Source organism: Tsukamurella sp. M9C (genome assembly GCF_020169415.1).
Taxonomy (GTDB): Bacteria; Actinomycetota; Actinomycetes; order Mycobacteriales; family Mycobacteriaceae; genus Tsukamurella.
The window spans coordinates 24,731-50,857 of record NZ_JAIULG010000021.1; the positions used below are offsets into that span (position 1 = coordinate 24,731).

Annotated in this window: 28 protein-coding genes; 17 read left to right on the forward strand and 11 right to left on the reverse strand. The window is 71.4% G+C overall.

Annotated elements, in window-relative coordinates:
- Window positions 1-657, reverse strand: a complete 657-nt coding sequence (locus tag LB823_RS12090; protein ID WP_224647431.1) for an MBL fold metallo-hydrolase — start codon at window positions 655-657, stop codon at window positions 1-3.
- 51 nt (window positions 658-708) lie between these two features.
- On the opposite strand from LB823_RS12090, the gene uvrA reads away from it, so the two are divergent.
- Window positions 709-3,567: an excinuclease ABC subunit UvrA gene (gene uvrA, locus LB823_RS12095; RefSeq protein WP_224647433.1), complete on the forward strand. Its 2,859-nt coding sequence runs from the start codon at window positions 709-711 to the stop codon at window positions 3,565-3,567.
- A gap of 126 nt (window positions 3,568-3,693) precedes the next feature.
- Window positions 3,694-3,945: a glutaredoxin-like protein NrdH gene (gene nrdH, locus LB823_RS12100; RefSeq protein WP_224647435.1), complete on the forward strand. Its 252-nt coding sequence runs from the start codon at window positions 3,694-3,696 to the stop codon at window positions 3,943-3,945.
- Between the two features lie 163 nt (window positions 3,946-4,108).
- On the opposite strand, the gene LB823_RS12105 is transcribed toward nrdH, so the two are convergent.
- Window positions 4,109-4,453: a hypothetical protein gene (locus LB823_RS12105; RefSeq protein WP_224647437.1), complete on the reverse strand. Its 345-nt coding sequence runs from the start codon at window positions 4,451-4,453 to the stop codon at window positions 4,109-4,111.
- A gap of 83 nt (window positions 4,454-4,536) precedes the next feature.
- Window positions 4,537-4,923: a recombinase RecA gene (locus LB823_RS12110; protein ID WP_224647440.1), complete on the reverse strand. Its 387-nt coding sequence runs from the start codon at window positions 4,921-4,923 to the stop codon at window positions 4,537-4,539.
- A gap of 279 nt (window positions 4,924-5,202) precedes the next feature.
- Here LB823_RS12110 and infC point away from each other — a divergent pair, with 279 nt between their 5' ends.
- The 5 genes from infC to LB823_RS12135 are packed head-to-tail and all read left to right on the forward strand — an operon-like array spanning window position 5,203 to window position 8,707.
- Complete coding sequence (gene infC / locus LB823_RS12115) at window positions 5,203-5,841, forward strand: translation initiation factor IF-3 (protein WP_146437343.1); 639 nt, start codon at window positions 5,203-5,205, stop codon at window positions 5,839-5,841.
- A 45-nt stretch (window positions 5,842-5,886) separates the two neighbouring features.
- Entirely contained in the window at window positions 5,887-6,081 is a 195-nt protein-coding gene (gene rpmI, locus LB823_RS12120; protein ID WP_224647442.1) for a 50S ribosomal protein L35, read from the forward strand.
- Between the two features lie 49 nt (window positions 6,082-6,130).
- The gene (rplT, locus tag LB823_RS12125) at window positions 6,131-6,511 is read left to right on the forward strand and encodes a 50S ribosomal protein L20 (RefSeq protein WP_224647444.1); all 381 of its coding nucleotides are present in this window, start codon (window positions 6,131-6,133) and stop codon (window positions 6,509-6,511) included.
- Between the two features lies 1 nt (window position 6,512).
- Window positions 6,513-7,310: an RNA methyltransferase gene (locus LB823_RS12130; RefSeq protein ID WP_224647446.1), complete on the forward strand. Its 798-nt coding sequence runs from the start codon at window positions 6,513-6,515 to the stop codon at window positions 7,308-7,310.
- A gap of 56 nt (window positions 7,311-7,366) precedes the next feature.
- Entirely contained in the window at window positions 7,367-8,707 is a 1,341-nt protein-coding gene (locus LB823_RS12135; protein ID WP_224647448.1) for an acyltransferase, read from the forward strand.
- Here the strand turns inward: LB823_RS12135 and LB823_RS12140 are convergent.
- Together LB823_RS12140 and LB823_RS12145 are read right to left on the reverse strand one after the other, a co-directional pair.
- Window positions 8,638-10,125 (reverse strand): nucleobase:cation symporter-2 family protein, encoded by a 1,488-nt coding sequence (locus LB823_RS12140; RefSeq protein ID WP_224647450.1) that lies wholly within the window; start codon window positions 10,123-10,125, stop codon window positions 8,638-8,640. The genes LB823_RS12135 and LB823_RS12140 overlap by 70 nt on opposite strands.
- A 61-nt stretch (window positions 10,126-10,186) precedes the next feature.
- Window positions 10,187-10,789, reverse strand: coding sequence for a nucleoside deaminase (locus LB823_RS12145; RefSeq protein WP_224647453.1), 603 nt, complete (start codon window positions 10,787-10,789; stop codon window positions 10,187-10,189).
- 100 nt (window positions 10,790-10,889) lie between these two features.
- On the opposite strand from LB823_RS12145, the gene LB823_RS12150 reads away from it, so the two are divergent.
- Window positions 10,890-11,144 (forward strand): hypothetical protein, encoded by a 255-nt coding sequence (locus LB823_RS12150; protein WP_224647455.1) that lies wholly within the window; start codon window positions 10,890-10,892, stop codon window positions 11,142-11,144.
- Between the two features lie 19 nt (window positions 11,145-11,163).
- Window positions 11,164-11,568 carry an MmcQ/YjbR family DNA-binding protein gene (locus LB823_RS12155; protein WP_224647458.1) on the forward strand — a complete coding sequence of 135 codons (405 nt, stop codon included), beginning with the start codon at window positions 11,164-11,166 and terminating at the stop codon, window positions 11,566-11,568.
- Here the strand turns inward: LB823_RS12155 and LB823_RS12160 are convergent.
- Together LB823_RS12160 and LB823_RS12165 are read right to left on the reverse strand one after the other, a co-directional pair.
- Window positions 11,537-11,941: a DUF5360 family protein gene (locus LB823_RS12160; protein WP_308011451.1), complete on the reverse strand. Its 405-nt coding sequence runs from the start codon at window positions 11,939-11,941 to the stop codon at window positions 11,537-11,539. The genes LB823_RS12155 and LB823_RS12160 overlap by 32 nt on opposite strands.
- Before the next feature lie 11 nt (window positions 11,942-11,952).
- Window positions 11,953-12,285, reverse strand: coding sequence for a multidrug efflux SMR transporter (locus LB823_RS12165; protein ID WP_224647461.1), 333 nt, complete (start codon window positions 12,283-12,285; stop codon window positions 11,953-11,955).
- Window positions 12,286-12,355: 70 nt separating this feature from the next.
- Between LB823_RS12165 and LB823_RS12170 the strand changes: the two genes are divergently transcribed.
- The 3 genes from LB823_RS12170 (at window position 12,356) to pheT (ending at window position 16,630) form a co-directional block, all read left to right on the forward strand.
- On the forward strand, window positions 12,356-12,985 hold the full coding sequence (locus LB823_RS12170; protein WP_224647462.1) for a TetR/AcrR family transcriptional regulator: 630 nt from the start codon (window positions 12,356-12,358) through the stop codon (window positions 12,983-12,985).
- Between the two features lie 75 nt (window positions 12,986-13,060).
- Window positions 13,061-14,116: a phenylalanine--tRNA ligase subunit alpha gene (pheS, locus tag LB823_RS12175; RefSeq protein WP_224647463.1), complete on the forward strand. Its 1,056-nt coding sequence runs from the start codon at window positions 13,061-13,063 to the stop codon at window positions 14,114-14,116.
- A gap of 45 nt (window positions 14,117-14,161) precedes the next feature.
- Entirely contained in the window at window positions 14,162-16,630 is a 2,469-nt protein-coding gene (gene pheT, locus LB823_RS12180) for a phenylalanine--tRNA ligase subunit beta (protein ID WP_224647464.1), read from the forward strand.
- Here pheT and LB823_RS12185 read toward each other — a convergent pair.
- Together LB823_RS12185 and LB823_RS12190 are read right to left on the reverse strand one after the other, a co-directional pair.
- Entirely contained in the window at window positions 16,601-18,007 is a 1,407-nt protein-coding gene (locus tag LB823_RS12185; protein ID WP_224647465.1) for a DHA2 family efflux MFS transporter permease subunit, read from the reverse strand. The two genes, pheT and LB823_RS12185, sit on opposite strands and share 30 nt — an antisense overlap.
- Window positions 18,004-18,615, reverse strand: coding sequence for an NADPH-dependent FMN reductase (locus LB823_RS12190; protein ID WP_224647466.1), 612 nt, complete (start codon window positions 18,613-18,615; stop codon window positions 18,004-18,006). The genes LB823_RS12185 and LB823_RS12190 overlap by 4 nt, the downstream gene beginning before the upstream one ends.
- A 66-nt stretch (window positions 18,616-18,681) precedes the next feature.
- Between LB823_RS12190 and LB823_RS12195 the strand changes: the two genes are divergently transcribed.
- On the forward strand, window positions 18,682-19,287 hold the full coding sequence (locus LB823_RS12195) for a TetR/AcrR family transcriptional regulator (RefSeq protein ID WP_224647467.1): 606 nt from the start codon (window positions 18,682-18,684) through the stop codon (window positions 19,285-19,287).
- A gap of 82 nt (window positions 19,288-19,369) precedes the next feature.
- On the opposite strand, the gene LB823_RS12200 is transcribed toward LB823_RS12195, so the two are convergent.
- Complete coding sequence (locus LB823_RS12200; protein ID WP_224647468.1) at window positions 19,370-21,202, reverse strand: NAD(P)/FAD-dependent oxidoreductase; 1,833 nt, start codon at window positions 21,200-21,202, stop codon at window positions 19,370-19,372.
- Between the two features lie 139 nt (window positions 21,203-21,341).
- Here LB823_RS12200 and LB823_RS12205 point away from each other — a divergent pair, with 139 nt between their 5' ends.
- The 4 genes from LB823_RS12205 (at window position 21,342) to LB823_RS12220 (ending at window position 25,313) form a co-directional block, all read left to right on the forward strand.
- On the forward strand, window positions 21,342-22,544 hold the full coding sequence (locus tag LB823_RS12205) for a GAF domain-containing protein (RefSeq protein ID WP_224647469.1): 1,203 nt from the start codon (window positions 21,342-21,344) through the stop codon (window positions 22,542-22,544).
- A 94-nt stretch (window positions 22,545-22,638) separates the two neighbouring features.
- Window positions 22,639-23,409, forward strand: a complete 771-nt coding sequence (locus LB823_RS12210) for an acetoin reductase (RefSeq protein WP_224647471.1) — start codon at window positions 22,639-22,641, stop codon at window positions 23,407-23,409.
- Window positions 23,410-23,447: 38 nt separating this feature from the next.
- Window positions 23,448-24,626, forward strand: coding sequence for a GAF domain-containing protein (locus LB823_RS12215; protein WP_224647510.1), 1,179 nt, complete (start codon window positions 23,448-23,450; stop codon window positions 24,624-24,626).
- Between the two features lie 27 nt (window positions 24,627-24,653).
- Entirely contained in the window at window positions 24,654-25,313 is a 660-nt protein-coding gene (locus tag LB823_RS12220; RefSeq protein WP_224647473.1) for a PIG-L deacetylase family protein, read from the forward strand.
- Here the strand turns inward: LB823_RS12220 and LB823_RS12225 are convergent.
- A complete protein-coding gene (locus LB823_RS12225) occupies window positions 25,310-26,086 on the reverse strand; it encodes an enoyl-CoA hydratase/isomerase family protein (RefSeq protein ID WP_224647475.1) in 777 nt (258 codons plus the stop codon). The genes LB823_RS12220 and LB823_RS12225 overlap by 4 nt on opposite strands.
- Window positions 26,087-26,127: the final 41 nt, after the last annotated feature.

The window sequence follows — 26,127 nt, forward strand, 5'->3', positions numbered from 1 at the left end:
CTACCAGCCCCGCTCGCGCCACTCCGCCAGGTGCGGGCGCTCGGCACCGATTGTCGTGCCCTTGCCGTGGCCGGGGTGCACGACGGTGTCGTCGTCGAAGCGGTCGAAGAGCTTCGTGGTGACGTCGGCGTAGAGACGGTCGAAGTCGCCGGGCTGCCAGGTCTTGCCCACGCCGCCCGGGAAGAGGCAGTCGCCGGTGAACAGGTGGACGGGGGCACCGTCGAACTCGGGGCGCAGGGCGAGCGCGATGGAACCGGGGGTGTGGCCGACGAGCTCGATGACGTCGAAGGTGAGATCGCCCACGGTGAGCACCTCGCCGTCCGACAGAGTGCGGTCGGTGGGAGCGTCGATGCCCACGGCGTCGTTGACGCCGGCCGCCGCGGGCACGCCGAGACCCTCGCGGACCTCGGTCAGCGCGTACCAATGGTCCAGGTGGCGGTGGGTGGTGACGATCAGCTCGACGCCGCCGGTCTCCCGCGCGACCTCGAGGATCTTCTCGGCCTCATTGGCGGCGTCGATGAGGAGCGTGCGCCCGGAGGAATCACTCACCAGGTAGACGTTGTTGTCCATACCGCCGACGGAAATCTGCTTGATCGTGGTGGTCACGGCCTCGACGCTACCGCGCGGCGAAAACTTGTCGGTGCGGTTGCCTAGCATTGACGAGGGCCCGCGCTGTGGGCCTGCAATGAGTCAGATGAGGGGATCACGGTGGTCGATCGTTTGATCGTGCGCGGCGCGCGCGAGCACAACCTGCGGGGTATCGATGTGGATCTCCCGCGCGACAGCCTGATCGTGTTCACGGGGCTCTCGGGCTCCGGCAAGTCCAGCCTCGCGTTCGACACGATCTTCGCCGAGGGGCAGCGGCGCTACGTCGAGTCGCTCTCGGCGTACGCGCGCCAGTTCCTCGGGCAGATGGACAAGCCCGACGTCGACTTCATCGAGGGCCTCTCGCCCGCGGTGTCGATCGACCAGAAGTCGACCAACCGCAACCCGCGGTCGACCGTCGGCACCATCACCGAGGTCTACGACTACCTGCGCCTGCTCTACGCGCGGGCCGGCACGCCGCACTGTCCCGAGTGCGGCTCGGTGATCGCGCGGCAGACCCCGCAACAGATCGTCGACCAGGTGCTCGACATGGAGCAGGGCACCCGCTTCCAGGTGCTCGCGCCCGTCGTCCGCACCCGCAAGGGCGAGTTCGTCGACCTGTTCAACCAGCTGCAGACGCAGGGCTACTCCCGCGCCCGGATCGATGGCGTGGTCTACCAGCTCGCGGAGCCGCCGAAGCTGAAGAAGCAGGAGAAGCACGACATCGAGGTGGTGATCGACCGCCTGGCGGTGAAGGCGACCGCCAAGCAGCGCCTCACCGATTCCATCGAGACGGCCCTGCGGCTGGCCGACGGCATCGTCGTGCTCGATTTCGTGGACCGGGAGGAGAACGACCCCGAGCGGGAGCGGCGCTTCTCCGAGAAGATGGCGTGCCCGAACGGCCACCCCATCGCGGTCGACGATCTGGAGCCGCGCTCCTTCTCCTTCAACTCGCCCTACGGTGCGTGCCCGGAGTGCGACGGCCTCGGCGTTCGCAAGGAGGTCGACCCGGAGCTCGTGATCCAGGACCCCACGATGACGCTCAACGAGGGCGCGATCGCACCGTGGTCGGTGGGGCAGAGCGCCGAGTACTTCCTCCGCCTGCTGTCCGGACTGGGCGATGCGATGGGCTTCGACCTGGACACCCCGTGGAAGGACCTGCCGGCGAAGGCCCGTAAGGCGGTGATGGAGGGCTCCGAGCACCAGGTGCACGTGAAGTACCGCAACCGGTACGGCCGCACCCGCTCGTACTACGCCGAGTTCGAGGGCGTCATGCCCTTCCTGCACCGCCGCCTCGAGTCGACCGAGTCGGAGCAGATGAAGGAGCGGTACGAGGGCTACATGCGCGACGTGCCGTGCCCGGCGTGCTCCGGGGCGCGGCTGCGGCCCGAGATCCTCGCCGTGACGCTCGACCATCCGCGGTTCGGCGAGAAGTCGATCGCGGACGTCGCGGCGATGTCCGTGGGGGAGTGCTCCGACTACCTCTCCGACCTCAAGCTCGGCGCGCGCGAGGCCGCGATCGCCGGCCGCGTGCTCAAGGAGGTGCAGGCCCGCATCGCGTTCCTGCTGGACGTGGGCCTGGAGTACCTCTCCTTGTCGCGCGCCGCGGGCTCGCTGTCGGGCGGCGAGGCGCAGCGCATCCGGCTCGCCACGCAGATCGGCTCCGGCCTCGCCGGCGTGCTGTACGTGCTCGACGAGCCGTCGATCGGCCTGCACCAGCGCGACAACCGCCGGCTGATCGACACCCTCGTGCGGCTGCGCGACCTGGGCAACACGCTCATCGTCGTCGAGCACGACGAGGACACGATCCGCACCGCCGACTGGGTCGTCGACATCGGCCCGTACGCGGGCGAGCACGGCGGCAAGGTCGTGCACAGCGGCACCTACAAGGCGCTGCTCAAGAACAAGGACTCGCTGACCGGCGCCTACCTCTCGGGCCGGCGCGCGCTGCCCGTGCCGGCGGTGCGCCGTCCGATCGACAAGAAGCGCCAGCTCAAGGTCGTCGGGGCGCGCGAACACAACCTCAAGAACATCGACGTCGCCTTCCCTCTGGGCGTGCTGACGGCGGTCACCGGCGTCTCGGGTTCGGGCAAGTCGACCCTCGTCAACGACATCCTCGCGACGGTGCTCGCGAACAAGCTCAACGGCGCGCGCCAGGTGCCGGGGCGCCACAGCCGCGTCACCGGGCTCGACGACCTCGACAAGCTGGTGCAGGTCGACCAGTCGCCGATCGGCCGCACGCCGCGGTCCAACCCCGCCACGTACACGGGCGTCTTCGACAAGATCCGCACGCTGTTCGCCGCCACCACCGAGGCGAAGGTGCGTGGCTACCAGCCCGGACGCTTCTCGTTCAACGTCAAGGGCGGCCGGTGCGAGGCGTGCTCGGGCGACGGCACCATCAAGATCGAGATGAACTTCCTGCCGGACGTCTACGTCCCGTGCGAGGTGTGCCACGGCGCGCGCTACAACCGCGAGACCCTGGAAGTGCACTACAAGGGCAAGAACATCGCCGAGGTGCTGGACATGCCGATCGAGGAGGCCGCGGAGTTCTTCGAGGCGGTCACGTCGATCCACCGCTACCTCAAGACGCTCGTCGAGGTCGGCCTCGGTTACGTCCGGTTGGGCCAGCCGGCCACCACGCTGTCGGGCGGCGAGGCGCAGCGCGTGAAGCTCGCGGCCGAGCTGCAGAAGCGGTCCAACGGCCGCACCGTCTACATCCTCGACGAGCCGACCACCGGCCTGCACTTCGAGGACATCGCGAAGCTGCTGCAGGTGATCGATGGGTTGGTCGACAAGGGCAACTCGGTGCTCGTGATCGAGCACAACCTGGACGTCATCAAGACCGCCGACTGGGTCATCGACATGGGGCCGGAGGGCGGTCACGGGGGCGGCACCGTCGTCGCCCAGGGCACCCCCGAGGACGTGGCCGCGGTGCCGGATTCCTACACAGGAACCTTCCTCAAGGAGGTTCTGGCCACGTAGGAGGGCCGCCGCCCTGGGGATGCGGCTGTGGACGGACGGTGGATCGCCTGGGGACGGCTGTGGAGCGCAATCCACAGTATCTTGTGTAAATTGCACGCGTGTGACACTAGATGTAGTATTGAGAGCATGAGCAGCAACGTGATCGTCTACACCAAGCCCGCGTGCGTGCAGTGCACGGCGACCTACCGTGCGCTCGACAAGGCGGGCGTCGAGTACACCTCGGTCGACATCAGCCTCGACGAGGAGGCGCGGGAGTACGTCCTGGCGCTCGGCTACCTCCAGGCGCCTGTCGTCGTGGTCGACGGCGCCGACCACTGGTCCGGCTTCCGTCCCGACCGGATCAAGTCGCTGGCGTCGGCGGCCGTCGCCAGCGCGTAGCGCGAAGCACGGACACGGCCGAACGGGCCCTCAGTCGCGGGGATGCGACTGAGGGCCCGTCCGCGTCTTCGGGTGACGTGGTGAAAGCCGAACGGACCCCCAGCCGCGGGGAAGCGGCTGCGGGCCCGTTCGTTCGGCCGTGGAGGGTTGTTCGATTATCGACTCAGCGGTGCGGGTAGCAGCGGCCGGGCTCCCACCGGCCGGGAACCCACCGGCCCTGCTCGTACCAGCCGTTGTGCCAGCGCGGCTGGACCCAGTAGCCCGGGTGCCAGCCCCACCGATCCACCCAGCCCGGCCGCCAGTAGCCGCGCTCCCACCAGCCCGGGTGCCAGCGGCCCTGGGTCCAGTAGCCGCCCACCCAGCGGCCCGGTTCGCACCATCCGTGCCCGGGGTGCGATACCGCGGGGGTCGGAGCGGCGGCCGCCGTCGTGGCGGCCACCGTTCCCAGGGGTGCCATTACTCCTGCAGCGACCAGTACGCCGGCCGCAAGCGCTCTCATCCTTGTCATGCCGTGACGGTACGCCTCGTGTGACCTGGAACACTAGACCTATTTACACAGGTCAGGGTGTTTTTGGGGGATAACCCTGAGGGTTAGCTGTACACCGGTCCCGTGTACTTCTCGCCCGGACCGTGGCCCGGTTCGTCAGGGTAACTACTGTATTCGCGGAAGGCGAGCTGCAGCGACTTCAGTCCGTCGCGGTAGGGGCCCGCGTGCGGACCGAGATATTCGACGGACGCCGTGGTCAGGCCGGCGAGCGCGGTGATCAGTCGCCGGGCCTCGTCGAGGTCGAAGTGCGGGCTCTCGCGCGGGTCGAAGGCCGTCGTCGCGTCGCCGTCCGCGCCCGTCAGGCCCAGCTTCTCGGCCGCGGCGCTCATCAGCAGCATCCAGGCGCTGGAGATGACCTCGATCGACGGCGAGTCCGCGACCAGGCGTTCCAGTGTGTCGGGCTCGGGGGACGAATTCGGATTCTCACTCACGACTGCTACACTGTCATGTGCGACCGCTCCGGCTATGTCCGGGGCAGCAAGTGGAGTCCACTCCCACCACGCCGACTCATGGTCGGCTGGTCCGGTCGCCGCCGCGGATTCCGTGAGGAATTTCCGCTGCGGTCTCCTCGTTGGAGGAGGGGTCGATCGTCGGCGTACGCCGTCGGGGCCCGAATCGGTCGGTGTGGGCCCCGTCAGGCGAAAAGCCTGGTCGGGGCCTTTTCGCTGTGGGAACTGGGTGGGCCTCGTCGGCTGCGCGGCGGTCAACGAGTGAAGACCGCTCGCAACGAGACACGAGCACCTATTCAAGGAGGCCCCATCAGCACTGAGACACGCACCAACGGTCAGATCCGCGTTCCCGAGGTCCGACTCGTCGGCCCCGGCGGCGAGCAGGTCGGGATCGTGCGAGTTGAGGATGCGCTCAAGCTGGCGTACGAGGCGGATCTCGACCTGGTCGAGGTCGCGCCGAACGCCCGCCCGCCCGTGTGCAAGATCATGGACTACGGCAAGTTCAAGTACGAGGCCGCACAGAAGCTGCGCGAGTCCCGGAAGAACCAGCAACTGACCGTGATCAAGGAGCAGAAGCTCCGCCCGAAGATCGACGACCACGACTACGAGACCAAGAAGGGTCACGTCGTCCGGTTCCTGGAGCAGGGCTCCAAGGTCAAGGTCACGATCATGTTCCGCGGTCGCGAGCAGTCGCGTCCGGAGCTGGGTTTCCGTCTTCTGCAGCGCCTGGGCGCCGACGTCGCCGAGTACGGCTTCGTCGAGACGTCCGCGAAGCAGGACGGCCGCAACATGACCATGGTCCTCGCCCCGCACAAGGGCGCGAAGACCCGCGCCAAGGCGCAGCAGGACAAGGAAGCCCCGGTCGCGCGCCCCGCCGCGCCCGAGGCTCCGGCCGAGTAGCGAGTTCCTCGCGCCCGGCCTGAACACAACGATAGAGAGACGAACATGCCGAAGAACAAGACCCACAGCGGTACCTCGAAGCGCTTCAAGATCTCGGGCAGCGGCAAGGTGCTGCGCCAGAAGGCCGGCCGTCGCCACCTCCTGGAGCACAAGAGCTCGCGCGTGACCCGTCGCCTCGACGGTGTGGCCGAGGTCGCGCCCGCCGACGTGCGTCGCATCAAGAAGCTGCTCGGCAAGTAAGCCGCTCCCGGTACCCGCTAGAACTTTTCACACGTAAGGACGAAGACTTATGGCACGCGTCAAGCGCGCAGTAAACGCTCAGAAGAAGCGTCGTTCCATCCTCGAGGCGTCGAAGGGCTACCGCGGCCAGCGGTCGCGCCTGTACCGCAAGGCCAAGGAGCAGCAGCTTCACTCGCTCACCTACGCGTACCGCGACCGCCGTGCGCGCAAGGGCGACTTCCGCAAGCTGTGGATCACCCGCATCAACGCTGCGGCGCGGGCCAACGACCTCACCTACAACCGCCTGATCCAGGGCCTGAGCCTGGCCGGCGTCGAGGTGGACCGCAAGAACCTCGCCGAGATCGCCGTCTCCGATCCGGCCGCCTTCACCGCGCTCGTCGAGGTCGCCCGCAAGGCGCTCCCCGCCGACGTGAACGCGCCCGTCGCGTAATTTGACGCAGCACTCGCAACGACCCGCGGACCAGCTCTTCACGGAGCGGACCCCGCGGGTCGTTGCTGCTTCCAAGCTCCTCCGCGCCGCCGGTCGCCGGAAGGCGGGCCTGTTCCTCGCGGAGGGGTCGAACGCCGTCACCTCCGCGCTCGAGGCCGGGCTCGTCGACGAACTCTTCGTCACCGAGGAGGGCGCCGCGCGCTACCCCGAGCTGCTCACGGGCCGCGAGGCGTACGTGACGGAGCGGGCCATGCGGGGCCTCTCGGACACCGTCACCCCGCCCGGCATCGTCGCCGTCTGCCGGGCCCTGCCCGAGGCGTCCGTGCCCGACGGTGCGCGGCTGGTCGCCGTGCCCGTCGACGTCGCGGAGCCCGGCAACGCCGGCACCGTCATCCGCGTTGCCGATGCGGTCGGCGCCGACGCCGTGCTCCTCGCCGGCGACGCCGTCGACCCGATGAACGGTAAGGTCGTGCGCGCCTCCGCCGGATCCGTCTTCCACCTGCCCGTCGTGCAGGAGCGCGACGCCGCCGCGGCGATCGCGCGGCTCAAGGACTCCGGGCTCACGGTGCTGGCCACCGCCGCCCACGGCGAGGTCTCGCTCGACGACGCCGACGAGCTGCTCGCCGGGCCCACCGCCTGGCTGTTCGGCAACGAGGCCCACGGCCTGCCGCGCGCCCTGCAGGATCTCGCGGACCATCGCGTGGCCATCCCGATCCGCGGCCGCGCCGAGTCGCTCAACCTCGCCACCGCCGCGTCGATCTGCCTGTACGCGAGCTCGCGCGTGCAGAATCGGGGATAGGTCCTCACCGGTTCCGGGTAGGACTACTCATCCCTGACGGTGCCCGCGCCGGAAGCATGGTGACCATGAGACTCCTGCCCGCCCGCTCCGCCGTCCTCGACGGCACCCCGGACACCCGCGACCGCGCGATCGACGTCGCCCGCCTGGCGAGCCTGCTGGTCGTCATGGTCGGGCACTGCGTGCTCCTCCTCGCCACCGTCACCCCGTCGGGCGTGTGGGTCGGCAACACCCTCGGCGCGCAGCCGTCCCTGCAGCCGATCACCTGGGTGCTGCAGGTGATGCCGCTCTTCTTCCTCGCTGGCGCGGCCTCGTCCGCCTACGGGCTGAAGCCGGGGACCGCGTGGGGCGCGTGGCTCGTCGGTCGGGCGCAGCGGCTCGCCCGCCCCGTGTTCTGGTACCTGGCGTTCTGGTCGCTCGCCCTGGGCGCGACGCGAGTGATCCTCGGGGAGGCGAGCGCCGAGCGGCTCGGCGGCGAGTCCGTGGCGTTGCTCTGGTTCATCGGCGTGTATCTGCTGGTGCTGGCGTTCGTGCCCGCGCTGATGCGGTGCGGCGGCGCCGCGCTCGCCGGGATCGTCGTGGCGCTGCTGCTCGCGTCCGCACTGTTCGACGGTGCGCGCCTCGCCACGGGATCGATCGGGTGGGGCTTCCCGAACTTCCTGGTGGTGTGGCTGATCCCCGTGGTCATCGGCGTCGCGTACGCCCGCCAGATGATTCCGGTCCGGTTCGCGCTGGTCGTCGCCGCGGCGGCGTTCGTCGCGGCCGTCGCCGCGGTCGTCCTCGGCCCGTACGACGTGCCGCTCGTCGTGACCGGCGCCGAGACCTTCTCCAACACCACGCCGCCCACGTTCCTGCTGGGCCTGCACTGCGTGTGGGTGAGCCTGCTGTTCGTCGTGGCGGCGCCCGCGATCGGGCGCTGGGCCCGGAACCCGCGGGTCTGGTACCCGGTGGCGGTGGGCAACGGCGGAGCGATGACGCTCTACCTCTGGCACATCCCTGCGATCGCCGTCGCGGCCTTCGCGCTGCACGCGGTGGGCGTCGACGCCGTCGATCCGGCGCAGGCGGGCTTCTGGGGGCTCATGGCGCTGCGGGCCGCGGTCTTCGCGGTCGTGATGTTCACGCTGTTCGTCCTCCTCTCGCCGCTCGAGCACCGGCGACTGCCCTGGTGGGACGCCCGCGTGACGACCCGCGGGGCGCGCGGCGCTCTCGCCGGCTGCCTCGTGTGCGTCGCCGGGGTGGCAGTGCTGCTCATGGCCAAGGAGGGGCTCGGCTCGTCGACGGGGTGGCAGGCCCTCGCAGTCTTCCTGGTCGCGCTCCTCGCGGCGCGGGCTCAGGCGGACGTGCGCGTGCCCCGCGCCTCCGTGGCCGACGGTGCCGCGACGGCACCGTCGGACGCCTGACCGCTGCGCTCGACCTCGTCGGGGACCCCGATCGCGGGCCCGGCTGCCACGATCGACGGTTGCGCGGGCGCACCCGGGAAGAGGACGTTGAACAGCAGGTTGAGGAGCACCGCGACGATCGCCGCCGCGCTGATGCCCGAATGGAAGATCACCACGAACCAGGCGGGGAACGCGTGCCAGAAGTCGGTGGAGACCACGGGGATGAGCCCGAAGGCGATCGCCGCCGCGACGATGAGCAGGTTGTTGTTGCCCTGGTAGTCGACCTTGGCGAGGGTGCGGATCCCACTGGCCGCGACGGTGCCGAACAGGACGATCCCGGCGCCCCCGAGAACCGGCCCGGGGATCACGCTGAACACGGCCGCCGCCATCGGCGACAGCCCCAACACCAGGAGGATCGCGCCGCCCGCCGCCACGGCGAACCGGCTCTTGATCCCGGTGAGCGCGACCAGCCCGACGTTCTGCGCGAACGCCGTGGCGGGGAACGAATTGAACACGGGAGCCAGCAGAGAGGACGCCATATCGGCCCGCAGTCCGTCTGCGACCCGCCGCGAGTCGACCTTCGTGCCGACGACCTCACCGACCGCCAGGATGTCCGCGGTGGTCTCGACCATCGTCACCAGGATGACCACGGTGAGCGAGACGATCGCGCCGATCTCGAACATCGGCCCGCCGAAGGCGAAGGGGTGGGGGACGGAGAACACCGGGGCGGACCCCACGGCGCCGACGTCGGCGCGGCCGAAGATCAGCGCGACGACGGTGCCGACCACCAGCCCCAGCAGCACGGACAGCCGGGAGAGCATACGGACCTTGCTGAGCAGGACGACCGCGAGGAACGTGAACATCGCGAGCCCGATACCGGGGAGCGCGGCGAAGTCCGGATTGGCGACCTTCTGCCCGTCGACCGTGATCGTCGGCTGCCCGGTGATCCACCCCGCCGCGACCGGCATGAGCGAGAGCCCGATCACCGTGATGATCGAGCCGGTCACGACGGGCGGGAAGAAGCGGATCACGCGGGCGAAGAACGGGGTGATCGCCAGACCGATCGCCGCGGCGACGAGAAGCGAACCGAACACGACTCGGAGCCCGTTTTCGGGGTCGCCGGCGAGGATCGTGAGGATGGTCGAGACGGTCGCGAAGCTGGTGCCCTGCACCAACGGCAACCGGCTGCCGAAAAACGGCACGGCGAGCGTCTGGAGCATGGTCGCCAGGCCGCTGACGAACAGGCCGCTCGCGACGAGCAGTGCCTTCTGCGCCGTGTCCAGCCCGGCCGCGCCGCCCACGATCAGCGGGACGGCGATGACACCGCCGAACATCGCGAGGATGTGCTGGATTCCGTAGCCGAGGGTCTTTCCGACGCCCAGGTACTCGTCCTCCGGTCGTTGGTGCGGCGTGCCGCCGTCCGTCGTCGTGATCGCCATGGCCCGACGGTAGGCAGCCCGATCCGCTGATCGATTGCCTCGATGTGACGGCGGTGTTGCATCACGCCAGGGCGATGTTGCCCGATGCGGTGCCGTCCGCGTTCTTGCTCGCCTGGTAGGTCCGGGACAGCTCGTCGTAGGCAGCGATCAGGCGTTCCAGGAGACCGGGGCACTCCTCCTGCGCGAGCGGCATGAGGTCGGTCGCGCGGAAGAACGCGTTGCTCCGGTTGTACAGATCACGCCCGGGCGCCGGCGCCGCACGGTCCGGGTCGGGGACCGCGTAGACCTCGGTCAGGATCCGGATGTCGTGCGGAATCGCGAAGGACTTCTCGGAGTCGCTGTGGCTGAACAGGTACGAGAAGTTGTCGAAACCCGACCACGCGATGCCCGACAGGCACAGGGAGCACGGTTCGTGCGTGGCGAGGAAGACGCAGTCGGCGGGCGCAGGGCGGTCGTCGAGCTCGTAGAACTTCTTGATCGCGTGGATCTCTCCGTGCCAGAGCGGGTTCGACGTTTCGTCGTTGGTCGCCGCGATCACGGTGCTCAGGTCGCTCCTGCGGAGGATCGCCGCACCGAACAGCTTGTTCCCGGCCGCGACGCCGGAGCGGGTCAGCGGCACAATCTCGTCGGCGATCACGGCCAGCATGCGGGTCACGTCAGTCATGCGTTCATCACACCGCATGCGTGCTGCGGATGCGCGGCGACGAACAGCGACGTGTGATGTGATAAATACAAGGTGTCGAATAATGTGGAGGGAGATCGAGATGAAGCGAATCGTCATCGCGGGAATCGTCGGACTGGGCGTGGTCGCGGCACCCGCCGCGGCGGTACAGGCCGCGCCCGGCGCGCCCGTCACCGTCACCTGTGACGTCTACGCGCAGCAGTTCGGCAACCAGTTCTCGTCGTTCGCGGGCACGGTGCACGGCACCGGACCGAATCGTGCGGCGGCGCGTGCCAATGCCGAGACGAAGATCTGGGGTCCGTACGGCTCGATGCCGTACGTCGCGAACTGTCGCTGAGCGGGCGTACCGTCGATCCGTGACGAGGGCGGCGCGGATCGAGGACGTGGCCGCGATCGCGCTCGCCCTGCCCCGCGTCGTGGAGGTTGCGGCGTGGGGTGGCCGCCCGGCCTGGCAGGTCAGCAAGAAGGTGTTCTGCGGGAACCGGTCTCCGCGGCCCGACGCGGTCGATGCGGACGGCGTCCGGCTCGATGACGTGATCCTGATCCGCACGCCCGACGAATCCGACAAGCTCGCGCTGGTCCAGGCCGACGGGCCGTTCTTCACCACGCCCCACTTCGACGGCTACAACGCCGTCCTGATCCGGGCGTCGCGCCTCGGGGAGATCACCCGGGCCGAGCTGGCCGAGGTCATCGAGGACGCCTGGTGCGCCTGCGCCCCGAAGACCGTGGTCAAGGCGTGGCTCGCGGGGCGCGCCCACTGACGTCGGAAGGCGCCCGGACGAGGTCAGCGGTGACGATCATGGCGACGACCATCAGGCCGATGTTCGGTCCCCACCACGCGAAGTCGACGTCACCTGCGAACGCCCAGAACGAGATCGCCATGAGGCCCGCGCAGAAGGTCAGAGTGCAACCGATGGTGAGCACGATCCGGCCGGTCGCGGGTCGGGTGCGGACGAGCCGCAGGCCCGCTGCGCCGAATCCGACGGCGAGCACGTCGAGCGGAAGGAACGACCAGTTCCATGCCTGGACCACGGGGTTCGTGTAGTCGCGGAATCGCCATTGCTCAGGGATCGCGCCGGCGATGATCGCCGCCCAGTAAGCGGTAAGGGCGACGTCGACGAGGAGCAGGAGCACTTTCGCGCCTCTCATTCGGCCGCCGTCGACAAGTTGATGATCGCGACGCCGACCACCGTCACGGCCATTCCGACGATCGTGGTCGCGGAGACCCGATCGCCGAACAGGAGTGCAGCGGCTGCGGTGACGAGAACGGTGCCCGCCGCGGACCAGACCGCGTACGCGACGCCGACCGAGATCTCGCGTAGCGACAGTCCGAGGAAGGCGAAAGCGCCGAGGTAGCCGGGAACCACGATGGCGAGCGGCCAGAGATTCTTGTAGCCGTCCGTCGCACGGAGCGCGAGGGTGCTGGCCACCTCGCAGGCGATGGCCGCCGCGAGAAGGAGAACCGCGGTGCGGGACATTCCACCTCCAAAAATTCAAACCGGTTGGTATGTTTCACGGAGTGAGTGCGCACTGTCAAGAGGGGGAGTCATGCAGGAACGGGCCGCACGGACGCGGGAGGCGCTCCTCGACGCGGTGGCGGACATCGTGGACGCCCGCGGATACGACGGCGCCTCGCTCGCCGACGTGCTCGCTCGCGCCGGCGTCACCAAGGGGGCGATGTACCACCACTTCCCATCCAAGGCGGCGCTCGTGGGCGCCCTGGTCGAGGAACAGTTCGCGCCGACCCTCGTGTCGCCGACGATCCCGGGGATGCCTGTCCTGCACGCGGCCGAGATCACGCTGCAGGCGCTGACGGCCACCGTCGACGACGTGCGGTTCCGAGCCGCCTTCGGCGTCGTCGTCGACCGCCCCCATCCCGAACTGGCGCCGTGGTCGCGACCCGTCAACGAGTGGAGCGAGGTCTTCGCGGCGCTGTTCGCCGCCGCGCGGGACGCGGGCGACCTCGGCGACGGCGTCGACGTCGCAGCCGAGGGCGAGGCCATCGTCGCGACGACGATCGGGTGCTTCTGTGTGGCGCGCGCCGCCGGCGACCCGGGCCGCGCCGTCGCGGCGGTCGCGACGGCCTGGGGGATGGTCGTCGACCGCGCCGTCGCCGCGGGCCGCCGCGCCGCGCACCGTCGAGCACTGGCCGACCTGGTGGGCGCGTACCAGCGGTAATGCGATTCCGTCCGCGGAATCCCGTCGACTAGTCTGGTCGGGTACCGTCCCACCCTCACCGAGGAGCCCAGAGCAGTGTCGGAAGACCAGATCGCCCCCGTCGACGACCTCAGCGAAGCCGCGCTCGACGCGTTCGCCGCGGAGGCCGCGCAGGCGTTCGACGCCGCGGCCGACCTGGAGGCTCTGAACACCGCCCGGCTGGCGCACCTGGGGGAGAAGTCGCCGCTCGCGCTGAGCAAGCGCGCCCTCGGCTCCATCCCCAAGGAGGAGCGCAAGGACGCCGGCAAGCGGGTCAACGTCGCGCAGGGCCGTGCGCGCGCCGCCTACGAGCAGCGCAAGGCCGTCCTCGACGCCGAGCGCGACGCCGCGGTGCTCGTCTCCGAGTCGATCGACGTCACGCTGCCGTCGGCGCGCGCGCCGCAGGGCGCCCGCCACCCCGTCAGCATCATCGCCGACGAGGTGGCCGACTTCTTCGTGGGTATCGGCTGGGAGATCGCCGAGGGCCCCGAGGTCGAGACCGAGCACTTCAACTTCGACGCGCTCAACTTCCTCCCGGACCACCCGGCCCGCTCCATGCAGGACACCTTCTACGTCGCGCCCGAGGGCTCGCGGCAGGTCCTGCGCACGCACACCTCCCCGGTGCAGGTGCGCTCGATGCTCACGCGCGACGTGCCGATCTACGTGGCCTGCCCCGGCCGCACGTTCCGCACCGACGAGCTGGACGCCACCCACACCCCGGTGTTCAGCCAGGTCGAGGGCCTCGCGGTCGACAAGGGCCTGACGATGGCGCACCTGCGCGGCACTCTCGAGGCCTTCGCCAAGGCGATGTTCGGCCCCGAGACCACCACCCGCATGCGGCCGAACTACTTCCCGTTCACGGAGCCGTCGGCCGAGGTCGACGTGTGGTTCCCGAACAAGAAGGGCGGCGCCGGCTGGATCGAATGGGGCGGCTGCGGCATGGTCAACCCGAACGTGCTGCGCGCCTGCGGCATCGACCCCGAGGAGTACTCGGGCTTCGCGTTCGGCATGGGCCTCGAGCGCACCCTCCAGTTCCGCACCGGCCTGTCGGACATGCGCGACATCGTCGAGGGCGACGTCCGCTTCACCCTGCCCTTCGGCGTCCGCGGCTAGACCGCCCCACGCTTCCACAGCCACACCAGGAGAAGGACTTCCACCGTGCGCGTTGCACAGTCATGGCTCACCGAGATCCTCCGCCGCGACACCCCGGACTGGGGCGTCACCGCCGACGAGCTGGACGCGGGGTTCGTGCGCGTCGGCTTCGAGGTCGAGGAGCTCGACTCGCTCGACACCGTGACCGGCCCGCTGAAGATCGGCCGCGTCGTGGCGATCGAGGAGCTCACGAACTTCCGCAAGCCGATCCGGTTCTGCCAGGTCGACGTGGGCGAGGCCGAGCCGCGCGACATCGTCTGCGGCGCCCGCAACTTCGCCGAGGGTGATCTGATCGTCGCGGCGCTGCCCGGCGCCGTGCTGCCCGGCGGCTTCGGGATCGCCACGCGCCAGACGTACGACCACACCTCGGACGGCATGATCTGCTCGGTCTCCGAGCTCGGCCTCGGCACCGACCACTCCGGCATCCTCGTACTGCCCGCGGGGACCGCGGAGCCCGGCGACGACGCCAAGCAGGTGCTCGGCATGGACGACACCGTCATCGAGCTCAACGTGACCCCCGACCGCGGATACGCCTTCTCGGTCCGCGGCCTCGCCCGCGAGCTGGCCTGCGGCTACGACCTGCCTTTCACCGACATCACCACCCCGTCGGAGAAGGCCGGGCGCGGCCCCGGCGGCGTGGACGTCACCGTCGAGCCCGAGTCGGGTTGCACCCGCTTCACCGCGCTGCGCGTCGAGGGCATCGACCCGAAGGCGGTCAGCCCGTGGTGGCTGCAGCGCCGCCTGCTCACCTCCGGCGTGCGCCCGATCAGCGCCGCGGTCGACGTGACCAACTACCTCATGCTGCTCAGCGGCCAGCCGCTGCACGCCTTCGACGCCGACAAGGTGCGCGGCGGCCTCGTCGTGCGCGCGTCGCGCCCCGGCGAGGTCCTGGAGACCCTCGACCACGTCGAGCGGAAGCTCGATCCCGAGGACGCGGTCATCGTCGACGACTCCGGGCCCGTCTCGCTCGCGGGCGTCATGGGCGGCGCGACCACCGAGGTCGGCGACGACACCGTCAACGTGATCCTCGAGGGCGCCATCTGGAACGCCGTGAAGGTGTTCCGCACCGGCAAGCGGCACAAGCTGAGCTCGGACGCCGCGAAGCGCTACGAGCGCACCGTCGACCCCGCGATCTCCGTGTGGACGGTCCGCGAGGCGGCCCGCCTGCTCACCGAGATCGCCGGCGGCACCGTCGTGGGCGAGCTCACCGACCTCGGCGGCTACACCGATCGCCCGCAGGTGACCATCGCCGCGGACCGTCCGGACCGCGTCGCGGGCATCACCTACGCCCCGGGCACGACGGTGCGCCGCCTCACCCAGATCGGCTGCGAGGTCGAGGGGGAGAGCAGCCTGACGGTGACCCCGCCGACGTGGCGGCCCGACCTGAACATGGTCGCCGACCTGGTCGAGGAGGTGCTGCGGCTCGAGGGGCTGGAGCAGATCCCGCCGGTGCTGCCCGCCGCCCCCGGCGGCCGGGGGCTCAGCGCCCGGCAGCGTCGCCGCCGCACCGTGAGCCGCTCGCTCGCGCACACCGGCCACGTCGAGGTCCTCACCAGCCCGTTCCTGCCCGCCGGTGTCTTCGACACCTGGGGTCTCGAGGCCGACGACCCGCGCCGGAACACGACGAAGGTGCTCAACCCGCTGGAGGCCGACCGGCCGTCGCTCGCCACCACGCTGCTGCCCGGCCTGCTGGAGATCCTGGCGCGCAACGTCTCCCGCGGTCAGCGCGACCTCGCGCTGTACACGATCGCCCAGGTGGTGCTGCCGTCGGCGGCGACCGTCGCCGTCGACCCGATCCCCGTCGACCGTCGCCCGACCGCCGAGCAGGTCGCCGAGCTCAACGCCTCGCTGCCGAGCCAGCCCGAGCACATCGCGCTCGTCTTCACCGGCCAGCGGATCCTCGCCGGGCCGTCGGGACCGGGCCGCGCCGCCGACGCGGCGGACGCCTTCGAGGCGGTCCGCGAGATCGGCCGCGCGAGCAACGTCGAGCTGACCCTGCGGTCCGCGCAGTTCGCGCCCTTCCACCCCGGCCGCTGCGCCGAGGTCCTGGTCGGCGAGACGGTCGTCGGGCACGCGGGCGAGCTGCATCCCGCGGTGCTGGAGCGTGCGGGCCTGCCGGAGCGCACCACCGCCGTCGAGCTCGACCTCGACGCGATCCCGTTGGCTGAGAACCTCCCCGCGCCGGTGATCTCGCCGTTCCCGGCGGTCCTGCAGGACGTCGCCGTCGTGGTCGACGCCGCCGTCCCCGCCGAGGACGTCAGGGCCGCCCTGGCGGACGGTGCCGGCGAGCTGCTGGAGGCGATCGCGCTGTTCGACGTCTTCACCGGCGCGCAGGTGGGGGAGGGCCGCAAGTCGATGGCCTTCTCGCTGCGCTTCCGCGCGGGCGACCGCACGCTGACCGAGGACGAGGCCTCCGCGGCCCGCGACGCCGCGGTGGCGAAGGCGTCAGAGGTCGTGGGCGCCGTCCTGCGCTGATCCGCGCCGGCGGTACAGGGGCAGGCCCGCGGCGCCGCACCCGATCGCGCTGAGCACGAGCGGGATCGCGGCGAGGTGGAACCCGGACGCCGGGCCGCCCGCCGCGGAGGCGACGAGGACCGCGCACAGGGCTCCGCCCAGCGAGCCGCCGATCCGCTGCAGGATGTTGACCTGCGTGATGGCGCCGGGGAGCCGGTCCGCGCCCGCCGCGCGGTACGCGGCCACCGTCACGGGCGTCGCGACGAGGCTGATCGACGCGCCGAACACCACGAGCAGTGCCTGGACCAGCCAGATCGGCGCGGCGGTCGGGAGTGCCGCGAACGGCGCGACGGAGGCCGTCGCGACGGCCGATCCCACGAGGACCACCGGCGCGGGGCCGAACCGGTCGACCCACCGCCCCGTGAACGGGGAGATCACGCACGTCGCGCCGGCGAGGCCGAGCAGGCTCGTGCCCGCGTCGAGCGGCGACTGGCCGCGCCCGAGCTGGAAGTAGAGCGCGAACAGGATCCCGCTGCCGAAGATCAGGGTGCCGGCGAAGAAGGCGCCGACGGCGCTCGCGCGGAAGTCGGGGTCGGTGAACAGGCGAAGGTCGAGCAGGGGATGGTCCGTCCGGAGGCTCGCGGCGCCGAACCAGGCCAGAGCGAGCAGCGCGACGGCCGCGAGGGCCAGCACGCCGGGGGTGGGGCGGCCCGTCTCGCCCCACCGTGTGGCGGCGAAGACCAGGACGGGCAGCCCGACGGTGATCAGCACGAGCCCGGTCCGGTGCAGCGGCGCCGGCGGCTTCGTGGGGAAACGCGGGATCATCCGGAAGCCGAGGACCCCCGCGGCGATCCCGATCGGGACGTTGATGAGGAACAACCACGGCCAGGGCGCGGCCGCGAGGACATGGCCGCCGATGAGGCCGCCGGCCGCGGGCGCCGCGGCGACGGCCAGGCCGAGGGTGCCCATCACGCGTCCCAGCCGCTCCGGCCCCACCGCCAGGCCCAGGATCGTCTGCCCCGTCGGGATGAGGACCCCGCCGGCGAGGCCCTGCACCACGCGGGCCGCGATGAGCGTCTCGACGGTCGGTGCCGCCGCGCACAGGACGGAGGCGAGGGTGAAGCCGGCCAGCGCGGTCAGCCAGAGTCGCCGGACGCCCCAGTGGTTCCCGAGACGCGCCGCCAGGGGCAGCGAGACGGCGAGGGCGAGCAGGTAGGCGCTGGCGACCCACTGGGTGCGTGAGAGGGGCGTGTCCAGGGCGTCGCCGATCGAGGCGAGGCCCACGTTGACGATGGTCGCATCGAGCCCGCTGGCGAAGGCACCCGCGGCGATCACGCCGCACAGCCGCCAGGTGCGGCCGTCGATCCGGTCGCCGCTGCGCGCGGCGGTGGCGGTCACGACGCCGTCGCGCGGAGGGGGCGCAGGGCCTCCGACCACGCGAGCACCTCGTCGAGCATCCGGACCAGCGCCGGCTCGTGGAACTCGGCCGGGGCGAACACGCCCTCCTGCCGGATGTCGGGCAGGTCGAAGTCCGTGAACAGGTTCAGGGCCACCGTGGTCCGGACACAGGCGGTCTTCGTCTCGGCGAGCACGAGCCGGAGGTGCTCGGCGGCGCGGACGCCGCCGTGGATCCCGAAGGTGACGAAGCCCGCCGCTCGGTCGTTCCACTCGGCGTAGAGGTAGTCGATCGCGTTCTTCACGGCCGCCGGAGCGGAGTGGTTGTACTCGGGGACCACGAAGACGAAGCCGTCGAAGGACCCGATGACCTCGGCCCAGCGACGCGTGTGCGGGTGCAGGTACTCGCCGAAGGCGGCGGGGAGGGGCTCGTCGAGCAGCGGCAGGTCCTGGTCGGCCAGGTCGACGGTGGCGACGACGGCCCGGCCCCGCAGGTGCGCGGTCGCGGCGCGGTGCACCCACGCGGCGACCTGATCGGTGCGGCGCCCGGGGCGGGTGGACCCGGTGATGACGGCGATGCGGGGAAGCTCGGTGTGCGGTGTGGTGTCCATGACCTCAATGTACAACGAACATTGCACTAGATACAATGATGATTGTACCTATGGAAGGGTGTGGTCATGCGTGAGGACAAGCGACAGGATCTGCTGCGCGGCGCGGTGCGGGTCTTCGCTGCCGACGGCTACAGCCGAGCGAGCATCCAGAGCCTCGCCGCGGAGGCCGGCGTCTCGACGCGGACCATCTACAACCAGTACGGCAACAAGGAGGACCTGTTCCGCGCCGTCGTGCTGGACAGCGCGACCCGCGTGGCCGAGCGGCAGATCTCCGTCGCCGAGAAGTACCTCGGCCGGGTCGCGGACCTGCGCGCGGACCTCATCGCATTCGGTCGTGCCTGGTCGGTGCGCGACCCCGACAGTCGCGACCACTTCCGGATGATCGCCCAGATCAACGCCGACGTCGACCACATCGCGCCCGACGTCCTCGCCGGGTGGCGCGCCGCCGGCCCGGACCGGGTCCGGGCCGCGATCGGCGAGATGCTCGTCGCGCTCGACCGGGACGGGCGACTGCGCATCGGCGACGGCGAGCTCGCGGCGGTGCACCTGATCAACCTCACGGCCGGCGCGGTCGGCGGCGTGAGCGGCGCGGGGCGCACCGCCGAGCCCGCCGAGGAGGAGCGCATCGTCGCCGCCGGCGTCGACGTCTTCCTCGCCGCCTACGCGCGCTGAACGCACCGTCGACCCTCGGACATGGAGCCGGCCCCGGCGGCGCATCGCGTGCTGCCGCCGGGGCCGGAGTCGGTGGGCCCGCCTAGCTGGTGTGGTGCACCTCGGCCAGCTGGTAGACGGGGGTGTCGATGCCCTCGTAGCGGGCCTTGAGCTGCAGCGCCAGGTACAGCGAGTAGTGCCGCGACTGGTGCAGGTTGCCGCCCATCATCCACAGGCCGGGCACCTGCGTGGGCTTCCACATGTTGCGCTGCTCGCCCTCCCAGGGGCCGGGGTCCTTGGTGGTCGCGGAGCCGAGGCCCCAGCACTTGCCCAACGTATCGGCGGTCTCCTGGCCCATCAGATCGGCTGCCCAGCCGTTCATCGAGCCGTAGCCGGTCGCGTAGACCACCAGGTCGGCGGGCAGCACCGTGCCGTCCTTGAGCACGACGGCGTCCTCCGTCAGGTGGTCCACGCCGCCCTTGGCCAGCTTGATCGAGCCGTCGATGATGAGCCCTGCGGCGCCGACGTCGATGTAGTAGCCCGAGCCGCGGCGCAGGTACTTCATGAACAGGCCCGAGTCGTCGTCGCCGAAGTCGAGCTCGTAGCCCGCGTCCTCGAGGCCCTTGTAGAAGTCGGCGTCGATCTCGCGGACCTTGTCGTAGATCGGCTTCTGGAACTCGTTCATGATCTTGTAGGGCAGCGAGGCGAAGATCATGTCGGCCTTGTCGGTGGTCACGCCGTTGGCCAGGGCGCGCTCGCTGTACAGGTCGCCCAGGCCGTGCTCCATGAGCGACTCGGACTTGATGATGTGGGTGGAGCTGCGCTGCACCATGGTCACCTCGGCCCCGGCCTCGATGAGCGCCTTGCTGATGTCGAGCGCCGAGTTGTTGGCGCCGATCACGACGACCTTCTTCCCGGCGTACGCGTCCGGGCCGGGGTGCTTGCTGGAGTGGTGCTGCTCGCCCTGGAAGACGTCCATCCCCTCGAAGTCGGGGATGTTCGGCTTGCCGGACATGCCCGTCGCGAGCACCAGCTGCTTCGGGTGCAGGGTCAGGCGCTCGCCGTCCTTGTTCACCTCGACGGTCCACTCGCCCTTCGCCTCGTCGTACGACGCGGACAGAGCCTCGGTGCGCGACCAGTACGGCACCTCCATGACGCGGGTGTACATCTCCAGCCAGTCGCCGATCTTGTCCTTCGGCGCGAAGACGGGCCAGTTGGCGGGGAACGGCAGGTACGGCAGGTGGTCGTACCAGACGGGGTCGTGCAGGCACAGCGACTTGTACCGGCCGCGCCACTGGTCGCCGGGGCGGTCGTACTTGTCGACGACGAGCGCGGGCACGCCGAGCTGCCGCAGGCGGGCGCCGAGGGCGATGCCGCCCTGGCCGCCGCCGATGACGAGGGTGTCGGGCTGGACCGAGCGGCCCAGCTCGGCCTCCTCCCGCTCGCGCCGCTCGGCCCAGGTCGGGGCCTCGACGTGGGCGCCGTGCACCGCGCCCATCGGGCGGCGGGTGCCGAATGACTCCTCGTGGCCCTTCAGCTCGCGCAGTGTGGTGAGCAGCGTCCAGGCGCGGTCGACGCCGTCCTCGTCCCGCCGGATCCGGACGTGGCCCTTGCCGCGGCCGACCCCGGTCTCGAAGCCGATGAACGCCTCGGCCACGTCGTCGCCTGACGCGGGGTCGGTGGTCGCGAAGGCGCTGGGCGCCGTCCCGTCCAGGCGCTCGGTGAGCATCGCCGCGATCTGGTCGCGGCCCTCGCTGGTGTTCAGGTTCCAGGTGAACGACACCAGGTCGCGCCAGAAGCCGCAGGGCTCGAACAGGTCCGCCGCCGCGGCGACGTCACGGGCGGCGAGCGCCGCCTCGAACTTCGCGAGCCAGGCGTCGACCCGGTCCTGGGGGCCGGTGGCGACGTCCTGTGCCGATTCCGCGATCGCGGTCATGTGGTGCTCCTTCACGTTCGGTGTGGTGCTGTGGTGTGAATCACACGCCTCGTGTGACGGGGGTTACAAGGGTTGCGTCCCGTTGCACCGTTCTCGGCGATCGCCCCTGCCGCGACGGGCGGCGATGCAGAATCGAGGGGTGGCACACGCAGTGGAGCCGGCGGTGGCGCACGGAGAGGACCCCCGGACCTACGCGCGCCTGCTGGCCGAGGTGTACGACGCGACGATGGCCGGGGAGCGGCCGCCCGCGCGTCCGCGCGAGGTGATCGGCGACTCCTGGGAACGCGTCATCGCCGCAGGCCTGCGCCCCGATTCCGGCGCCGGCCCCGCGATCCACTCCGCCGACCTGTCCCGGCTGCGCCGCGAGTCCGGGCTCGCGGGCCTCATCGACGACTTCACGGCGGGCCTCGCGCCGATCACCGACGCCGGATCGAGCATCATGGTCGTCTCCGACGCCGACGGCCGGCTGCTGTGGCGCAGCGGGTCGACGCGGGTGCTCCGCGAGGCCGACCGGCTAGGTTTCGTCGAGGGCGCTGCCTGGTCGGAGAGCGACGTGGGCACCAACGCCATCGGCACCGCGCTGGCCTCGCGCGCCGCCGTGCAGACCTTCTCCGCCGAGCACTTCGCCCGCAACCAGCACCCCTGGACCTGTTCGGCCGCACCGATCCGCGACCGTCGCACGGGTCGCGTGCTCGGCGTCGTCGACGTCAGCGGTCCGGTGTCGACGGTGCATCCCACGACGCTCGCGCTGGTCGCGGCCGTGGCCGGCCTCGCCGAGGCGACGCTGCGCGAGTCCCACCTGGCCGGACTCGACCAGCTGCGCACCGTCGCCGCCCCGCTGCTCGCGGGCCTCGCCGGCCCGGGCCTGGTCGTCGACTCCCACGGCTGGGTCGCCGCCGTCGGACAACTCGCGCCCTGCACCCGGGTCACCCTCCCGAGCGCCGTGGACTCGGCGCACCTGTGGCTGCCGGAGCTGGGGCAGTGCACCGTCGAACCCCTGCCCGGCGGGTGGCTGCTGCGGCCCGTCGCCGACGAGCCCCGCGACGGCGCCACCCGGGTGACGCTCGACCTGCGGTCCGGGAAGTCCCCGTCGGTCACCGTCGCCGGGGCGACGGGGGAGTGGCGGCACCAGCTGACGCCGCGGCACGCCCAAATCCTCGAGCTGTTGGCCGACGGTCGCGGGCACACCGCCGCACAGGTCGCGGCGTCGTTGTTCGGCGACCCCGCACGCGTGGTCACGGTGCGCGCGGAGATCTCGCGGCTGCGCCGGGTGCTGTCCGGGCTGATCGCCGCCCAGCCCTACCGCTTCGCCGACGCGGTGGTGCTCGAGACCCTGCGCTGAGCCCGTCGCAGGGCCGCAACCCCGCGCAACCTTTGCCGTGTGTGTCCCGGGGCACATAGACCGGAGTCCGACCACGTCGACGAAGGGACACACGATGGAGCGCATCGCGCTGGTGACGGGAGCGGGACGAGGGATCGGCGCGGGCATCGCGCGGCGGCTCGCCGCGGACGGCTTCGACCTGGCCCTGGTCGACCTCACCGTCGACGGCGTCGAGGCCGTCGCGGAGGAGATCCGGTCGACGGGCCGCCGCGCCGTCGCGCTCACGGCCGACGTCGCCGACCGCGACGCGGTGTTCGGCGTCGTCGCCGCGACCGTCGAAACGCTGGGCGGGCTCGACGTGATGATCAACAACGCCGGCGTGGCACTCGTCGGGCCCGTCGCGGACGTCACCCCCGAGGAGCTGCGGCGGCTGTTCTCGGTCAACGTCGACGGTGTGCTCTGGGGCATCCAGGCGGCCGCGGAATCGTTCATCGAGCGCGGCGTGCGCGGCAAGATCGTCAACGCCGCCTCGATCGCCGGGCACGAGGGCTTCGCCATGCTCGGCGCCTACAGCGCCACCAAGTTCGCGGTCCGCGGCTTCACGCAGGCCGCCGCGAAGGAGTACGCGACGCACGGCATCACCGTCAACGCCTACTGTCCCGGCGTGGTGGGCACGGACATGTGGGTCGAGATCGACCGCCGCTTCGCCGACCTGACCGGCGCCGAGGTCGGCGCGACGTACGACCAGTTCGTCGGCGGCATCGCCCTCGGCCGGGCGCAGACACCCGAGGACGTCGCCGCGTTCGTCTCCCACCTCGCCTCGCCCGACTCCGACTACATGACGGGGCAGGCCGTGCTCATCGACGGCGGCCTGGTCTACCGCTGATCCGGGCGCGGAAGGGGACGAGCGTGAGCGAACCGGCGATGTCGGCGGGCGAGGACCCCCGGCGCTACGCGCGCCTGCTGTCCGAGGTGTACGACGCGACCATGAGCGGCTCGCGCCCGCCGGCCCGGCCGCGCGGCGTGATCGGCGACTCCTGGGAGCGGGTGCGCGCCGCCGGGCTCGCGCCCGACGCCGACGCCGGGCCGGCGCTCGGCTGGATGGACGTCGAGCTGGGCCGACAGGAATCGGGGCTCGGCCCCGTGCTCGAGGAGCTCACCGCGGGCCTCGCCCCGCTCACCGCCGACGGCGACAACATCCTCGTGGTCGCCGACCGGTTCGGGCGGGTGCTGTGGCGCTCCGGTTCGACGCGGGTGCTCTCGCACGCCGATCGGCTGGGCTTCGTCGAGGGCGCGGGCTGGGCCGAGGACCAGGTGGGGACCAACGCCATCGGCACGGCGATCGCCTCCCGCACGCCCGTGCAGATCTTCTCCGCGGAGCACTTCGCCCGCAGCCACCACGCGTGGACCTGCGCCGGCGCGCCGATCCGCGACGTGCACACGGGCCACATCCTGGGCGTGGTCGACGTCTCCGGTCCGGCCGCGACGGTGCATCCGACGACGCTGGCGCTGGTCTCCACCGTGGCCAAGCTCGCCGAGGCCCGGCTGCGCGAGGTGCACCTCGCCGGGCTCGAGCGCCTGCGGTCCGTGGCCGCACCGATGCTCGCGGGCCTCGGCCGCCCGGGTCTCGCCGTCGACGTCAACGGCTGGGTCGCCGCCGTCGGCGACCTGCCGGCGCGCTCGCGCATCGCGCTGCCCGCCGACCTGACCGGGCCGTCGGTCCGGCTCCCCGAGCTGGGGCTGTGCACCGTCGACCCGCTGCCCGGCGGCTGGCTGCTGCAACCGGACCCGGGCGACGGTCCGGGCACCGTCACCCGGGTGACCCTGGACCTGCGGCCCGGCCGTGCACCGGAGGTCGCGGTCGCGGGAGGCGGGGGATCGTGGCGGTACCAGCCCTCGCCCCGGCACGCGCAGATCCTCGCGCTCCTCGCCGACGGTGCCGGGCACTCCGCCGCGCAGCTCGCCGACGCGCTGTTCGGCGATCCCGGCCGGGTGGTCACCGTGCGCGCGGAGATCTCGCGGCTGCGCCGGGTGCTGTCGGGGGTGATCGCAGCGCAGCCCTACCGGTTCGCCGACGGCGTGTCGGTCGAGTTGCTGCGCTGACCCGTCCCGGCCTCTAGCGTGGACTCCGTGAGCGAGCCGCAGATCTTCCCCGAGGACTGGACCACGGCGCTCGTCCTGGTGGCGCACCCGGACGACCCCGAGTACGGGATGGCGGCGGCCGTCGCCCGCTGGACCTCCCAGGGCAGGACGGTGGCCTACGGTCTCGCGACGTCCGGTGAGGCCGGGATCGAGGGCATGTCGCCCGGCACCGCGGGGCCCGTGCGCGAGGAGGAGCAACGGCGGTCCGCCGCCGTCGTCGGTGTCGACGAGGTCAGGTTCTGGGGCTACCCGGACTCGCAGGTCACCAACACGCCCGAACTGCGGGAGTCGATCCGCAAGTCCATCGCCCGGTACGAGCCCGACATCGTGCTCACGCTGTGGGGCGGGCCCGAGTGGGCGCCCGGCGCACCGAACCAGAGCGATCACATGGAGTTCACCCGCGCGGTCGCCGAGGCGGCCGCGGCCGCGGGCGTCACCGCCTACCAGACCGCCCCGGAGCCGCAGTACATCGTCGACGTCACCGGCTACACCGAGCGGGCCGTCGAATCGCTCGCCGAGCACCGCCAGTACCTCTCGGTGCTCGACCCGGTCACGCCCGTCATCGAACAGGCCCGCGTGCAGGTCGGCTCCGCGTGCCTACCGCGGGGCGAGTTCCGGCACACCGTGGGCTTCCGCGACCTGGCTTAACCCAGCCGCTGCACCGCGCGCCGCAGGAGCGGGACCTGTGCGGTCCGCTCCGCCAGCCGCTGCTCGCGCGCGTTCCGCCCGGGCGCCGCCCGCAGCAGCTCCCGAGTCTCCCGGACGGCGACGGCGTCGTGCGCCGTGAGCGCTCCGACGAGCGCGGCGAGGGCGTCGTCGACCTCCGCCGCGGGCACGCACTGCTGGACGAGGCCGAGGGCCAGGGCCTCGTCGGCCTCGACGGTGCGCGCGGTCGCGCAGATCTCCAGGGCCCGCGCGTACCCCACGGCCTCGACCAGCGGCTTCGTCCCGGCCAGGTCGGGCACCAGGCCGAGCGCGGGCTCCTTCATGCAGAACCGCGCGGTGTCGGCGGCGAGGCGCAGGTCGCAGGCGAGTGCCAGCTGGAAGCCCGCGCCGATCGCGTGGCCCTCCACGACGGCGACCGTGAGGAAAGGGCCGTCGGCGAGGAGCGCGAAGGGCTCCTGGAAGACGCCGATCGCGTGCCGGGCGCCCTCGTCGGACAGGGCGACGACGTCCACCAGGTTGCCGGGCTCGCCGGTGCGCGCCGGGTCGAGCAGGCGCAGGTTCAGGCCGGCGGAGAAGGTCCCGCCCGCGCCGCGCACGACGACCACGCGGACGTCGTCGCCGAAGGAACGGATCGCCTCCGCCATCGCCGCCCACAGGACGGGGTCCTGCGCGTTTCGGATCTCGGGCCGGTCGAGGGTGAGAGTGGCGACGGCGCCGTCGACGGTGACGCGGACACCGGAGTCTTCGTGGGTCATGCACGAACTCTCGCACGCGAGCGGCCGGCCCCATCGGCGCT